A 14,861-nucleotide genomic window follows, 5' to 3' on the forward strand; every position below is an offset into this window, starting at 1 on the left:
GCCGGACGCAGGGGGACACCGATGACGCAGCCCGAGGCCGGGACGGCCGACGATATCAGCATCCGTTTGCGACGTTCGCTTGCCGGCGACCTGCCGGCTCCCGTCTGGGCTGATGGTTTCACGATGCGGACGTTCCAGCCGGCAGACGCGCGGGCCGTGCACAAGCTGCTGACCGAAACCCTGCAGAAGGAAGAGAAGAACTTCGACCTCTGGTGGGCGCAGCATTCCTCCGATGCCGAGTACGACCCCGCGCTGTGGTTCGTGGTCGATGACGCCGAAGGCCGGCTGGTCGCCGTGGCGCTGTGCTGGACCGGCGACTACCTCAAATATCTGGCGGTGCATCCCAGCGCCCGGCGCAACGGACTGGCGGAAGCCCTGCTGTTGCATGTGTTCGCGGTCTTCAAGGCACGCGGTGCCAGCCGTCTCGACCTGAAGACCAAAGTTGTCGAAAACGCCAATGCCATTCGCCTCTACAGGCGCCACGGCATGGTCGAGGTCGACTGGAACGGTTGAGGCCGTCTCGTTACCTGCCGCATTTGCGTACCCGGAAGAGGGGACCTGCATGAACGCGCTGAACGCTGTCATCGATTTCCTGAACACGATCTTCTGGGGCTATGTGCTGATCTATGGCCTGATCGCGGTCGGCATCTACTTCACGCTGCGGTTGCGCTTTATCCAGATCCGGCATTTTCCGGAACTGTTTCGCTCGGTGATGCGGGTGCCCGAGAACGACACCAGCGGCATCACGCCGTTCCAGGCTTTGTGCACCAGCCTGGCTTCGCGCGTCGGCACGGGCAATCTCGCCGGCGTTGCCGTCGCCCTCTATCTCGGCGGACCGGGGGCGCTGTTCTGGATGTGGGTGGTGGCCGCCGTCGGCATGGCCACGGCCTATTCGGAAAGCGCGCTGGCGCAGCTCTATAAGATCACCGACCACAACGGCCAGTACCGGGGCGGACCGGCCTTCTACATCTCGAAGGGGCTGAACGCGCCCTGGGCGGGTGTGCTTTTTTCCATCTGCCTGGTCGTCGTCTTCGGCCTCGTCTTCAACGCCGTGCAGGCGAACTCGATCGCTGATGCCATGCAGGGGGCTTTCGGCGTCGACAAGCTGTGGGTCGGCTTCGCGCTGGCGGCGCTGACGGCAGTCGTCATCTTCGGCGGCATCCGCCAGATCGCGCAGGTGGCCGAATATGTCGTGCCGTTCATGGCGATCGCCTATCTCGGCATGGCGCTCTATGTGGTGCTCGCCAACATCACCGAAGTGCCCGGCGTGCTGGCGCTGATCGTCAAGAGTGCGTTCGGCATCGAGCAGGCCGCCGGCGGCGTTGCCGGCGCCATGCTGAACGGGGTCAAGCGCGGGCTGTTCTCCAATGAAGCCGGCATGGGCTCGGCACCCAACATCGCTGCGGTGGCGACGCCGTCGCCGCATCATCCCGCGAGCCAGGGCTTCGTGCAGGCGCTGGGCGTGTTCATCGATACGCTGCTGATCTGCACCGCCACCGGCATCATGATCCTGCTGTCAGGCGTGATGACGCCGGGCTCGGAACTGACCGGAACGCCTTTGACCCAGGAGGCGATGGTCGCCCATATCGGCGAGGCCGGGCGCTACTTCATCGCCGTCGCGATCTTCTTCTTCGCCTTCACGTCGATCATCGGCAACTACGCCTATTCGGAGAATGCCATGGTGTTCCTGAAGATCGACAACAGGGGCACGCTGAGCGCGCTGCGCGTCGGCGTGCTTTTGATGGTGATCTGGGGCGCCTACACCTCGGTGGCGGTGGTGTTCAACGCCGCCGACGCCACCATGGGCCTGATGGCTTCCGTCAATCTCGTGGCGATCATGCTTTTGTCCGGCACGGTCGTGAAACTGACCAGGGACTATTTCGAGCAGCAGAAGACTGGCATCCCGCGCTTCGATCCGGACGCCTATCCCGAGCTGAAGGGCAAGATCGAACATTCGATCTGGAAAAATTGAAGCCGGAGCGTTTTCTACTTTTCAGGAAACGTTTCCCGGTCCGGTCGCGCTGGAATTGCTCTGGGAGCGCGTCGAGCTGCCACGCTTGTCTGCCGGCGTCGTCCGCTTATCCTGCGATCAGCACAGGAGACAATGATGGACTGGAAACTGCCGAGACAAGGCGCGTGCCGTTGCGGAGAGGTCAGGATCGAGGTGCGCGCTGCACCGCTGGTGACCATGGCCTGCCACTGCACCGGTTGCCAGAAGATGAGCTCTTCCGCCTATTCGCTGTCGGCCGCCATCCCGGCCGAAGGGTTTGCGGTGACCGAGGGTGAGCCGGTGGTCGGCGGTCTGCACGGGCCCGACGCGCATCACTATTTCTGCCCGCGCTGCATGACGTGGATGTTCACCAGGGCCGAAGGCATGGACTGGTTCGTCAATGTGCGGCCGACGCTGCTGGAAGGGGCGGGTGACTTCGCGCCCTACATCGAGACATGGGTCGGCGAAAAACTGCCTTTCGCTGAAACGGGAGCGGTGAAGAGCTACGAGGCTCTGCCGCCGATGGAGGACTATGAGGGGCTGATGGCGGAATTCAGGGGGTGGCGGTGAGAAAGTCGATACTTTGCAGGGCATGAAGAGATGCAATAAAATGAAGAAATAAGATAGAAACTGAATCAATCTTCAATGGGGGATCGATTCATGATCGGAGGGGGGGAATGGAAGCTGAGTTTTTCTATGTTTGTGTATATAAGAAGAACGGTCAAGCCGTAGGTCATATTATCTCTCCTGATGGGGAGTTTAAAGATGATATGGATGAGCAGAAATTAGAATTAGATCATGAAAACGAGCTGAAAAACAAATCATCTGAAGAGTATCTAAGTATATTTAATTGTTTTGTACATCAATGCTTTCATATGTGGAAATACTCCCATTTGTTGCTTCAATATCTCCTTTTATGAGTTATTCAATAAGATCCGGGGAATTTCTAAATTTTCTCAATGATAATTCGGTAATTTCAGAAGAGACGGATGCGAAAACCGTCTTCAAGATGAAATCGCGGTATTGGAAAGAGTGCAGCGAGATTTCAGAAAGCGCGGTAAAAGCGTCTGAGGTTGGTCAGCAAATACCAAAAATGCTGATGATTGGAATAGTGAGTTCTTATGAGCACCATTTGGCAAGGTTGATAAAGAGAATTCTATTAGACAACCCTTCAAAATTGGCCTCTAGTGAGAGGCAAATTAGTGTTAAAGAAGTTTTTGATTTGAGTGATATTCTTAATTTTAAAGAAATGATACTCGAGAAAGAAATTGATCTCGCAATGAGAAATTCTTTCGAGGAGCAGATTTCTTGGGTCGAAAAGGCGGTAGGAATAAAGAAAGAGATAAAATCTGAGTATGGAGACTGGCCAAAAGTTGTGGAGATTTTTGAAAGGAGGAATCTTTTTACGCATACAAATGGGGTTGTGAATGACCGGTATCTGAAGAAGGCGTCCAAGCTTAAGTTTAGTGGTCATTCTAAATTCAGTAAGGGGCAGGAGCTTCTTGCTAATCCCAAGTACTTTAGAAGTTCCCTTGAGACTATTCTTGAGTTTGGTGTAAAATTAATACAAGTAATTTGGAGAAAAGTCGACAAGCCATCGAAGATAATGCAAGATGATTCTCTCGGTGATATTGCATTTGAAATGATAGAGAGGGGATATTACTCCCTTGCTATTAAAATACTGGAGTTTTTCTTCTTTTTGGATGGCGCAAAGCGGGAGGAGAGGCGACTGGTTTGCTTGGTGAATTTGGCGAATGCTTACAAATTGATTGGCGACAACAACAAGGCAAGACAGCTTTTGGATGCTGAAGACTTCTCAGTCGTTAGCGACGTGTTTCGGATTTGTGTAGCTTCAGTTCGAGAGGAAGTCGGCGAGGTCGTTAGGTTGCTGAAAAAAATGGGCGCGGAATGTGAGTTTGGTGAACGTGCGTATGAAGAGTGGCCAGTATTTTTTCATGTGAGAGACGACGTCGCGTTTCAGGCCGCCTTTGCCGAGGTTTTTAAGCGAGATTTTGTACCCGCTCCAAAGAAACGCCGAGGTGTTGTGCAGTCTGTAGCAAAAGGTTCCGAAAAGAAGGCAGATAGTCGCAATAAAAACCGCCTCCAAGGTGAGCCGTTGATCGTTGTAGAAAATAGGTTAGATGTTGTCGATGCTCCTGGCGGCTAATTGTCGATTGAGTGCAAACTATTCTTTTGTTACTTAAATGGTTCTCGTCTTTCAGACGTGTTGTCCATTCGATACGGGAAACAACGCCTAGCTCAAAAATACTCCTGCAACGGCCGAACCTCGAGCGAGCCGGCGCGCAGTGCTGCGATCGCTTCGGCCACAGCGCCCATGCCGGCCAGCGTGGTGTAATAAGGCACCTTCTGCATCAGCGTGGCGCGGCGCAGCGACTTGGAGTCCGACACCGCCTTCTGGCCGTCGGTGGTGTTGAAGACGATCTGGACCTGGCGGTTGCGGATGGCGTCCTCGATGTGCGGGCGGCCTTCCAGAACCTTGTTGATCTTCTCGGCCTCGACGCCGTTTTCCTTGAGGTAGCGCGCGGTACCGGATGTCGCCAGCACCCGGAAGCCCTGGCCGGCCAGGCGCTTCACCGCCGGCAGCGCGCCGGCCTTGTCCTCGTCGCGCACCGACACGAACAGCGTGCCCGAGCGCGGCAGGTCGACGCCGGCGCCGAGCTGGCTCTTGGCGAAGGCCATGGCGAAGTCGCGGTCGAGGCCCATGACCTCGCCGGTCGACTTCATTTCGGGTCCGAGCAGGATATCGACGCCGGGGAAACGGGCGAAGGGGAACACGGCTTCCTTGACCGCGACATGGCCGGGGCGACGCGGATCCGGCTTTTCGCCGTAATGGGCGAAGGCGCCGTCGAGATCTTCGCCCGACATGATGCGCGCGGCGATCTTGGCGATCGGCTTGCCGACCGTCTTGGCGACGAACGGCACCGTGCGCGAGGCGCGCGGGTTCACTTCCAGCACGTAGATGACGCCGTCCTTGATGGCGTATTGCACGTTCATCAGGCCGCCGACATTGAGCGCCCTGGCCAGCGCCGACGTCTGCCGCTCCAGCTCGTCGACCAGCTCGGTCGACAGCGAATAGACCGGCAGCGAGCAGGCGCTGTCACCTGAGTGGATACCGGCCTCCTCGATGTGCTCCATGATGCCGGAGACGAAGGTGGCCTTGCCGTCGCACAGGCAGTCGACGTCGACCTCGATGGCGCCCGACAGGTAGGTGTCGAACAGAAGCGGGTTCTTGCCGAGCAGGGTGTTGATCTGGCCGGTCTTGTCGTTGGGGTATTTCTGCTTGATGTCCTCGGGCACCAGGCCCGGCACTGTGTCGAGCAGATAGGTCTGCAGCATGCCTTCGTCGTGGATGATCTGCATGGCGCGGCCGCCCAGCACATAGGACGGACGCACGACCAGCGGGAAACCGAGCTCGCCGGCAACGGTGCGGGCCTGCTCGACCGAATAGGCGATGCCGTTCTTCGGCTGCTTCAGGTCGAGCTTGTGCAGCAGCTTCTGGAAGCGGTCGCGATCCTCAGCAAGGTCGATGGCGTCGGGCGAGGTGCCGAGGATCGGGATGCCGGCGCGTTCCAGCGCATCCGCCAGCTTCAGCGGGGTCTGGCCGCCGAACTGCACGATGACGCCGTGCAGGCTGCCGGCCGCCTTTTCGGCGCGCAGGATCTCCAGCACGTCTTCGGCGGTCAGCGGCTCGAAATAGAGGCGGTCGGAGGTATCGTAGTCGGTCGAGACCGTCTCCGGGTTGCAGTTGACCATGATCGATTCATAACCTGCCTCGCGCAGCGCATAGGCGGCGTGCACGCAGCAATAGTCGAACTCGATGCCCTGGCCGATGCGGTTGGGGCCGCCGCCGAGGATGACGACCTTCTTGCGGTCCGAAACCTTGGCTTCGTCGGCGAGGCTGCCTGCGAAAGGCGTCTCGTAGGTCGAATACATATAGGCCGTCGGCGAGGCGAATTCTGCGGCACAGGTGTCGATGCGCTTGTAGACCGGATGCACGCCGAGGGCTGCGCGGCGCTTGGCGACCGCATCGCCGTCCTGGCCGGTCAGCGATGCGAGACGGGAGTCGGAGAAGCCCATCGACTTCAGCATGCGCAGGTTGGTGGCATCTTCCGGCAGGCCGTGCTCGCGGATGCGCGCCTCCATGGCGATGATGCCGCCGATCTGCTCGAGGAACCATGGGTCGATCTTGGAGATGGCATGCACTTCCTCCAGCGAGGTGCCCATGCGGATCGCCTGCGCCACCATGCGCAGCCGGTCCGGCGTCGGCGTACCCAGTGCTGCACGGATGGCGTTCTTGTCGTCGGCGCCGCCATTGCCGCCGAGGCCAGGGATCTCGATCTCGTCGAGGCCGGTGAGCCCGGTTTCCAGGCCGCGCAGCGCCTTCTGCAGCGATTCCTGGAAGGTGCGGCCGATGGCCATCACTTCACCGACCGACTTCATGGCCGTGGTCAGCACCGGCGAGGCGCCGGGGAATTTCTCGAAGGCGAAACGCGGGATCTTGGTGACGACATAGTCGATCGACGGCTCGAAGGAGGCGGGCGTGGCGCCGCCGGTGATGTCGTTCTCCAGCTCGTCCAGCGTGTAGCCGACGGCAAGCTTGGCGGCGATCTTGGCAATCGGGAAGCCGGTCGCCTTGGAGGCGAGCGCCGAGGAGCGCGACACGCGCGGGTTCATCTCGATGACGACGAGGCGGCCATCGGCTGGATTGACGGCGAACTGCACGTTGGAGCCGCCGGTTTCGACGCCGATCTCGCGCAGCACCGCGATCGAGGCGTTGCGCATGATCTGGTATTCCTTGTCGGTCAAGGTCAGCGCCGGGGCCACGGTGATGGAGTCACCGGTGTGCACGCCCATCGGGTCGATGTTCTCGATCGAGCAGACGATGATGCAGTTGTCGGCGCGGTCGCGCACGACTTCCATCTCGTATTCCTTCCAGCCGAGCACCGATTCCTCGATCAGCACTTCGGTGGTCGGGGAGGCATCGAGGCCGGAGCCGACGATCTCGAAGAATTCGGTGCGGTTGTAGGCGATGCCGCCGCCGGTGCCGCCCATGGTGAAGGACGGACGGATGATGGCCGGCAGGCCGACATGGTCGAGCGCCTGGGCTGCGATCGCCATGGCGTGGTTGATGTAGCGCTGCTTGCGATCGCCTTCGCCGAGGTTCCACTGCGTTTCGAGAGCATCGAGCGCGGCGTCGAGATTGGCGGCACCCGAGGCCTTCAGCGCGGCGCGCTCGGCCTCGTGTTTCTTGCGGTCCTCGTCCTTGACGGCCGAGGCGTTGGCCAGCATCGAGCGCGGTGTCTCCAGGCCGATCTTGGCCATGGCCTCGCGGAACAGCGAGCGGTCCTCGGCCTTGTCGATGGCATGCGCATCGGCACCGATCATCTCGACATTGTAGCGCTCGAGCACGCCCATGCGGCGCAGCGACAGCGCCGTGTTGAGCGCGGTCTGGCCGCCCATCGTCGGCAGCAGCGCGTCCGGCCGCTCCTTGGCGATGATCTTGGCCACGACTTCCGGCGTGATCGGCTCGATGTAGGTGGCGTCCGCCAGCTCCGGATCGGTCATGATCGTGGCCGGGTTGGAGTTGACCAGGATGACGCGGTAGCCTTCCTGCCTGAGCGCCTTGCACGCCTGGGTGCCGGAGTAATCGAACTCGCAGGCCTGGCCGATGACGATAGGGCCGGCACCGATGATCAGGATGGACTTGATGTCGGTGCGTCTTGGCATGGGTTCGGTCCGTTCATTCTAGCCTGCGCGGAAGACCCGGGGCGGGGGATTCTCCGTTTCGCATGACGATGCGTCGCAGAGGCCCGGCCAGGGTGCGCAGGATGGATTCTTGTATCAGGCTAGGCGGGCCTTATAGGGGAGAGTTTTCGCCGATGTAACCCCGAAAATGCACGATACCGTTGCCGTTTTGCCGCGCCGATCCGCTTGTTTGCCGGATGGCCACAAAACGCCGGCCTTGGATGCCGTTGCAGGAGGTGGCGTGCCACGTGTCGATGGCAGGCATGTGTCAGCATGTGAGCCCAAGTTTACTCGACGCCTCTTTGGCCTGTGTTAGGGTCGCTGCAACGAGGAGGCCCATGTCATGCGCGTGTCCGTCATCGTCACCTTTCCGGCCAAGGCTCTCGTGCGGGAGAGCAGCCAGCTTGCCTTCTCAAGGGAACGCTACGACCCGATCGCCGCCCCGACCAAAAAGGGCGGGCTGCTGGTCGATCCGGCCTTTCCACCGCTGCCGATCGCGGCGCGCACGCCGGGCAAGGTGAGGCTGGCGGCCTCGCATATCGAGAAGGCGCCGGTCTTTGCGGTGCGCGGCACGATCGAGGCCAACCGCATCGACGATGTGCGCAGTTCCGGCCGTGGCGTGCAGATCTTCGCCGATCCGCAGATCGGCATGTTCAAGGACCCTTATTGCGGCGTGGATGCCGTTGGCACGCGTGAGGACGTCGCCCGGCTGCTCGGGCTCGACCGGCTCAGGGACAAGGGACTGGAGGGCAAGGATGTCGCGCTCGCGATCATGGACACCGGCATCAACATCAAGCACCTGAAGGCGCATGGCATGTCGCCGAAGCTCGACAGGAAGATCTCCTGGGCGCCGTCCAACATCCGGAACACGCCCGGCGACTATGCGGTCGACCACGGCACGATGTGTGCCTATGACGCTCTGATCGCGGCGCCGGCCTGCAGCCTGCTCGATTTCCCGATCCTGCAGTCGGAGACGCCGGGTGGCAGCGTCATGGCCGGTTTCCTGAGCGACGCGCTGCTGGCCTTCTCCTACCTGCACCAGCAACTCACCGGTCCGGACTGGAAATACAAGGCGCTGGTCATCAACAACAGCTGGGGCATGTACCATCCGAGCTGGGATTTCCCGCCCGGCCATCCCGGCCGCTATGCCGACAATCCGAACCATCCGTTCAACATCATGGTCGGCACGATCGCGCGGGCAGGGGCCGACGTGCTGTTCGCCGCCGGCAATTGCGGTGCCGACTGCCCGAGCGGGCGCTGCCAGGGCGTGACACGCCACTCGATCAGCGGCGCCAATGCACATCCGGACGTGCTCACTCTGGCCGCCTGCGACATCGATGGCACGCGCCTCGGCTATTCCAGCCAGGGGCCGGCCATTCCCAATATGGCGCGTGAAAAACCCGATCTCACCAGCTACAGCCATTTCCTCGGCTCGCAGGCTTTCGGCGAAGGCTCGCCCGATACCGGCACGTCGACGGCGAGCCCGGTGGCGGCAGGCTGTATCGCGGCGATCCGCAGCGGCCTGCCGAGTAGCAAAGTCTCGCCGCGCGACCTATTTGACCGTATAAAGGCAGAGGCGCGGAAGCAGCCCTGGCCGAAGTCCGGATGGAACAACGACTACGGCGCCGGGATCATCGATCCATTGCCGGTGGCCGAGCATTACGGACTGTAGCCGGCGTCGGTGCGTGATCTGCAAGCCGGGGGCGGGGCGGACATTGCAGGCTTTTCGGACCAGGATCGTTTGGCAGATGAAGAGATAGAGCGGATATGTCCCGCGACATGGTGCTCATGACCATTGCCTGTCCCGAAGGCGAGCCCGGCCTCGACCGGGCCGCCGAACTGCTTGGCGTGCCCGCTGCCGAGATGGACAAGGGTTTCGGCGTGGTCGTGCTCGATCCGCAAAAGGGGCTCTATGCCGTGCAGGTCCACGAAACCGCCATCAGCCAACGTCCGACCGCGGATACGGGCGGCCAGGCGGTGAAGGGCCCATTCTCCAACCCGCGCATCGAGCCGTTCGGACCGACGCGGAAATAGACAGGTTTGCCATCGAGTGAAAACCGTCGTTATGCCGGGACGGTATCCTTGGCGAACCTGAATCTCATTTCCTGTTGCCGCTTTTCAAATCCTCCAGTGCCTGCTTTGCCTCGGGGAAGTGCGGCATGAGGCGCAGCGCTTTTTTCAGATCGGCCCTGGCTTTGGCGATCTCGCCTTTCTGCCTGTAGGCCAGACCGCGCCGATAGAAGGGCTCGGGATCCGTGGGCCGCAGCTTCTCCGCCTCGTTGTAGTCGGCGATCGCTTCGTCGAGACGACCCTTCGTCGCGTATACCGCGCCGCGGTTGACGTGGGCCTTGAACTGTTTGGGATTGAGGTCGATGGCTTTGTCCAGATCGGCGATCGCCTTGTCCGACTGCCCAAGCAGAAACAACACCGTGCCGCGGGAATTGTAGATGTCGGCATCGTTGGGATCGAGAAAGACGGCCTTGTCCATGTCGGCCAGAGCGCGGTCGAACTGCTTGAGCGTCGCATAGATGGTGCCGCGCCCGCTGAACGCCATGGCGGTACCCGGATCGATCTCGACCGCCTTGTCGAAATCGGCGATGGCGGCCTCGGAGTGACCGGAAAAGGCGTAGGCATTGGCCCGCGCGACATAGATGATCGCGTGACCTTTCACCCGCCGGTTTCCGATCAGCTCGATAGCCCGGTTGAAATCGGCAATGGCTTCATCCTGGCGGTTGAGCTGCGCGTAGGCCTTGCCGCGGGTGAAATAGGCCTGGATGTTTCCAGGGTCGAGATCCACTGCTTTGCTGAGATCAGCTATAGCCCTGTCGGGCTGGTTCACCCGGAACCGGGCGTCGCCACGTCCTTCGTAGAATACGGCGTTGTTCGGGGAGAGCTCTATGGCCCTGTCATAGTCCGGGAAGGCGCGGTCGAATTGCCGTTGCTGCGCGAAGGCCATGGCGCGGTTGCCGATCGCGTCGGCATCGTCGGGGTTGGCCCGAAGCGCCTTGTCCAGGTCCGCGAAGGCAAGGTCGTACTTGTTCATCCGTGTATAGGCGGCGGCGCGGCCGCCGTAGGCGCGGGCGTAGCCAAGTTCGATCGAACGGCTGTAGTCCGCAACCGCCTTGTCGAGCTCCTCCATGCGCAGATAGGCGGTGGCACGGTTGTTGTAGCTCTGGGCGTGCCGTGGCATCAGCCGGATCACTTCGTCGAGATCGGTGATCGCCTTTTTATTGTCCCCCTTGCGGAACCAGATCGAGGCGCGCCTTTGATGAGCAACGATGTCGTTGGGGTCGAGGCGGAGACGCATGTTCTCCTGTTCGAGCTGGCTGTCGAGGTCTGCCTGCTGCGCAAGGGCTGAGGATGCGAAGAGTGCCAGCGCCAGAAGCGCCGGACCTGGCCATCTCATTGTCGCGATCTCCCACCGATCGGCCAACGCCTTCCCGCACATCCGTGAGCAGGCACGGAGCGGCGCGCGAAAGCAAGCCGGAAACGATCCTGACGATGACCTAGTACATCGCGAAAACGGAGCGTTTCCAGTGGAAGCGCTCCGTTCGGTAGGATGCTAGGCCCCGTTTGCCGGCCTGGCGGCGAGGCAATCCAACCTCAGTTCAGGTTCTTGCGGCGTTCCAGTTCGGCTTCGGATGGCTGGCTGGGCGTGAAGTCACCGGTTTTGACCTCACCGTCCGGCACGTAATTGGCCACGATCACGCCGCTCGGATAGGACTTCGCCTTCACCAGCTTCAGCTCGGATGGAGCGACGCTGTCACCGAACAGTCTCTTGCCCTTGCCGAGCAGGACCGGGAAGGTCAGGACGCTGAGTTCGTCGACCAGGCCATGCTTCCACAAGGTCTGCAGGAAATCGCCGGAGCCCTGCACCAGAAGGTCGGGGCCGTCTTCGGCCTTGAGTTTCTTCAGTGCCGCGACGACATCGGAACCGAGCAGCTGGCTTTTCTGCCAGGCGAGCTGCGGCGTCGAGCGCGAGGCGACATATTTGGTGATGTTGTTGAAGCTGTCGGCGATCGCCTGGTCCGGACCGTCCTTGATGAAGGGCCAGTGCGCGGCGAAGATGTCGTAGGTCTTGCGGCCAAGCAGAAGGTCATAGGGGCGGCCGAAGATCTCGCCGAGTGCCGCGCCCAGCTCCTCGTCGAAATGCGAGGCGACCCAGCCACCGAATTTGAAGCCGCCGGTCGGGTCTTCCTGCGGGCCGCCGGGCGCCTGCATAACGCCGTCGAGGCTGACGAAGGTGGCGACGATGATCTTTCTCATGATGGTCTCCAGGATCTTTCCTCGGCCAATTCCGAAGTCCGCCCTAGGACGGATGGACAGATGGCGTTCCTACACGGAAGCGCAAAAAAATCGCAAACGAATGATTGGACTGCCGTCCGGCCAAACGGGCCGGACGGCAGTCTGGCAAGGGCTATCGATCGGCGAGCCTGACCAGCATCTTGCCGGTGTTGTCACCGCTGAACAGGCCGAGGAATGCTTTCGGGGCATTGTCGAGGCCGTCATAGACGGTGTCGCGCGACTTGACCTTGCCGTCTTTCAGCCAGCCGATCATCGCCGCGGAGAATTCCGGATAGAGATCGTAGTGGTCGAGCACGATGAAGCCGCGCACCGAAAGCCGCTTGATGATGATGGCGGACAGGTGGTGCATCGTCTCGGAGGGCAACTCGTCATTGTAGCCCGCGATCATGCCGCAGATGACGATGCGGGCGGAATCCTTGGCGACCGCCAAGGCTGCATCCAGGTGACTGCCGCCGACATTGTCGAAATAGACGTCGATGCCTTCCGGGGCGGCCTTGCGCAGCGCGGCGGTCAGGTCTTTGGTCGTCCTGTAGTTGATGACCTCATCGGCACCAAGCTCGCGCACCCATGCGACCTTGTTGTCACTGCCCGCCGACGCGATGACGCGGGCACCCTTGGCCTTGGCGATCTGGACTGCCATCGAGCCGACCGCGCCGGCCGCGGCCGAAATGAAAACGGTGTCTCCCGATTTTAGCGCGCCGAAGCGTTCGAGGCCGACAAAAGCGGTGAAACCGGGAACGCCGAGCGGTCCGAGCCAGGCTTCGGCGGGTGCGGCGGCAAGGTCGACCTTGGTGGCTGTCTGGGCGTCGATCAGCGCGTGGTCGCGCCAGCCGGAGAAATGGCTCACCACGTCACCCTTGGCAAAGCCGTTGGTCCGCGATTCCTCGACCACGCCGACGGCGGCGCCTTCGAGCACTTCACCGACCTGGAAAGGCGCGATGTAGCTCGGCTGGTCGCGCATGCGGCCGCGCATGTAGGGGTCGACCGACATCCACAGTGTCCGCACGAGCAACTGACCATCGCCTGTCGCAGGCAGGGAGCGCGTGGCCGAACGGAACGTATCGAGGGTAGGGGTGCCGGTGGGACGGCTGTTCAAGAGAATTTCCTGGGCTACAACAGACATCGTGTCTCTCCTATATTACGGACAGTAAGCTACTGTACGTAACTTACTGTTGGTAACATAAGCGGCCAGACATGGCGTTCAAGCAGGCCGCGAAAAGAATTCGGTGCAGGAAATGAACCAGACGAAGAGGCTGGCCAAGGCAGACCGGCGCCAGCAATTGCTGGAGACGGCGCGCCACGTCATCGGCAAGGAAGGCACCGAGGCGTTGACGCTCGGCCATCTGGCTGAACAGGCCGGCGTTTCCAAGCCGATCGCCTATGAGCATTTCGGCACGCGCGCGGGGCTGCTGATCGCGCTGTGCGACGACTACAATGACCGGCAGCTTGCGGCACAGGCCAGGGTGCTGGACGCCGGTGGCGATTCCGTCGAAGCGGTGGCGCAGATTTTCGCCTCGACCTATGTCGGCTGCGTGCTCGACATGGGTCCCGAAATGGGTGCGACCTTTGCCGCGCTTGCCGCGACGGAGGAGACAGCCGCCTTTCGCCAGGCGCTGCGTGACGGTTATGTCGAACGCTATCGCCGGGCCTTCGGCCGGCTGATCGATCTCGATCCCGCATTGGCCGGCGCGCTCTACAAAGGCCTGCTCGGAGCCGCCGAAGCCTTGGCACAGGATGCCGCGACAGGCCGTCTGACGCGCGAGGAGGCAGTCGCGGCGCTGACGCGCATCTTCTCGACGACGCTGAAGCCGTATGAGAAAAAATCCGCCTGACCTGATCGTCTGGCCGACATCCACCGACTATCCCTGCTGCGGCCAATTGTGGGTTGCCCGGCGGCACCCTGGCGGGTAGCGTCGCCGCTCCCAGAAGGAGTGAGCAATGGATTATCGAACAGCGACCCCTGCCGATCTTGCCGAGATCTTTCGCAATCTCTCCCTGCGCATGGCCGACCAGTACACCGCGGCCGGGCTAAACATCGAAGACGCCAAGGATGAATTCCTGATGAGCCTCAAGGAGGGGCGGGCCCATACGTTGCTGGAAAGCGGAAACCCCGTTGCCATCATCGCCTGGCAGGAAACCGGTGAGACCGCACAGACCGCGTTCGCGGCTCATGAGAGCTTTTTCGCACGCGGCAGCGTCCGGTTCTGCAAGGCGCACATCCGACGCATCCAGGCGCTTTGCGGCAATCTGCCGATCGATTCGTTCAGCTGGTCGGATCGCCCCGAGATCGCCAAATGGTTCCGGGTCCTCGGCTTCCGGGAAAAGGGCAAGGAGAACGGATATACCGTCTATGAACTGGATCGCGCCTGACGCGCGTCGCGATCTTTCAGGTTTGCCTTCTCACGAACTCTGATGCCGGTTCTTCATTTGTGACGACGGCAAACCAGTTTTCGCCCGTTTCTCATAGTGGAATGAAATCCCACTTGAGGAGCCCATACAAATGGCGAACCCGAATTTCGACCGTCCCGTGCCCATCCGCATCGACGATGCGCGCGATGTGCAAAATGCACGGGACGCTTATGACATCCTGACCCACTGGCAAGGCATCCCGGACCTCGATCACACCGGCGCGATCGCAGTCTGCCGCAAGGCACTGATGGGGCAACGCACCGGCAAGGAAGCCCGGCAGGCGTTCCAGCGCTTTGCCCACAACAATCGCATCCTCGCGGACGACCCGGCGGCTGGTGCATTGCGCATGCGCGCGCCCTGGCCGCGCTGATGGTGTCAATCGCGTTGCAGC

General features: G+C 61.1%; 14 protein-coding genes. 10 read left to right on the forward strand and 4 right to left on the reverse strand.

The annotated features are described in order from the left end of the window. The first annotated feature begins 21 nt into the window (after window positions 1-21). The 5 genes from C1M53_RS20390 (at window position 22) to C1M53_RS20410 (ending at window position 4,157) form a co-directional block, all read left to right on the forward strand. Window positions 22-513, forward strand: a complete 492-nt coding sequence (locus C1M53_RS20390; RefSeq protein WP_129413885.1) for a GNAT family N-acetyltransferase — start codon at window positions 22-24, stop codon at window positions 511-513. A 58-nt stretch (window positions 514-571) separates the two neighbouring features. Next, window positions 572-1,972, forward strand: coding sequence for an alanine/glycine:cation symporter family protein (locus C1M53_RS20395; protein WP_129416284.1), 1,401 nt, complete (start codon window positions 572-574; stop codon window positions 1,970-1,972). 132 nt (window positions 1,973-2,104) lie between these two features. After that, window positions 2,105-2,560: a GFA family protein gene (locus tag C1M53_RS20400; RefSeq protein ID WP_129413886.1), complete on the forward strand. Its 456-nt coding sequence runs from the start codon at window positions 2,105-2,107 to the stop codon at window positions 2,558-2,560. Window positions 2,561-2,667: 107 nt separating this feature from the next. Then, window positions 2,668-2,910, forward strand: a complete 243-nt coding sequence (locus C1M53_RS20405; RefSeq protein ID WP_129413887.1) for a hypothetical protein — start codon at window positions 2,668-2,670, stop codon at window positions 2,908-2,910. A gap of 89 nt (window positions 2,911-2,999) precedes the next feature. After that, entirely contained in the window at window positions 3,000-4,157 is a 1,158-nt protein-coding gene (locus C1M53_RS20410) for a hypothetical protein (RefSeq protein ID WP_129413888.1), read from the forward strand. 92 nt (window positions 4,158-4,249) lie between these two features. Here C1M53_RS20410 and carB read toward each other — a convergent pair whose 3' ends face one another. Next, entirely contained in the window at window positions 4,250-7,738 is a 3,489-nt protein-coding gene (carB, locus tag C1M53_RS20415; protein WP_129413889.1) for a carbamoyl-phosphate synthase large subunit, read from the reverse strand. 361 nt (window positions 7,739-8,099) lie between these two features. On the opposite strand from carB, the gene C1M53_RS20420 reads away from it, so the two are divergent. Beyond that, window positions 8,100-9,428, forward strand: a complete 1,329-nt coding sequence (locus C1M53_RS20420; RefSeq protein WP_129413890.1) for a S8/S53 family peptidase — start codon at window positions 8,100-8,102, stop codon at window positions 9,426-9,428. A gap of 95 nt (window positions 9,429-9,523) precedes the next feature. Beyond that, the gene (locus tag C1M53_RS20425; RefSeq protein WP_129413891.1) at window positions 9,524-9,790 is read left to right on the forward strand and encodes a hypothetical protein; all 267 of its coding nucleotides are present in this window, start codon (window positions 9,524-9,526) and stop codon (window positions 9,788-9,790) included. Window positions 9,791-9,854: 64 nt separating this feature from the next. Here the strand turns inward: C1M53_RS20425 and C1M53_RS20430 are convergent, their stop codons facing one another. The 3 genes from C1M53_RS20430 to C1M53_RS20440 form a co-directional block, all read right to left on the reverse strand. Then, complete coding sequence (locus C1M53_RS20430) at window positions 9,855-11,162, reverse strand: tetratricopeptide repeat protein (protein WP_165358193.1); 1,308 nt, start codon at window positions 11,160-11,162, stop codon at window positions 9,855-9,857. A 197-nt stretch (window positions 11,163-11,359) separates the two neighbouring features. Next, on the reverse strand, window positions 11,360-12,022 hold the full coding sequence (locus tag C1M53_RS20435; protein WP_129413893.1) for a dihydrofolate reductase family protein: 663 nt from the start codon (window positions 12,020-12,022) through the stop codon (window positions 11,360-11,362). Between the two features lie 151 nt (window positions 12,023-12,173). Further along, window positions 12,174-13,184 (reverse strand): NADP-dependent oxidoreductase, encoded by a 1,011-nt coding sequence (locus C1M53_RS20440; protein WP_129413894.1) that lies wholly within the window; start codon window positions 13,182-13,184, stop codon window positions 12,174-12,176. A gap of 112 nt (window positions 13,185-13,296) precedes the next feature. Here C1M53_RS20440 and C1M53_RS20445 point away from each other — a divergent pair, with 112 nt between their 5' ends. From C1M53_RS20445 to C1M53_RS20455, 3 genes are all read left to right on the forward strand, one after another. Then, window positions 13,297-13,893, forward strand: a complete 597-nt coding sequence (locus C1M53_RS20445; protein WP_165358194.1) for a TetR/AcrR family transcriptional regulator — start codon at window positions 13,297-13,299, stop codon at window positions 13,891-13,893. 106 nt (window positions 13,894-13,999) lie between these two features. Next, on the forward strand, window positions 14,000-14,431 hold the full coding sequence (locus tag C1M53_RS20450) for a hypothetical protein (RefSeq protein WP_129413895.1): 432 nt from the start codon (window positions 14,000-14,002) through the stop codon (window positions 14,429-14,431). Window positions 14,432-14,561: 130 nt separating this feature from the next. Beyond that, a complete protein-coding gene (locus C1M53_RS20455; RefSeq protein WP_129413896.1) occupies window positions 14,562-14,840 on the forward strand; it encodes a DUF982 domain-containing protein in 279 nt (92 codons plus the stop codon). The last annotated feature ends 21 nt before the right edge of the window (window positions 14,841-14,861 follow it).

The sequence above is a fragment of the Mesorhizobium sp. Pch-S genome (assembly GCF_004136315.1).
Taxonomy (GTDB): Bacteria; Pseudomonadota; Alphaproteobacteria; order Rhizobiales; family Rhizobiaceae; genus Mesorhizobium.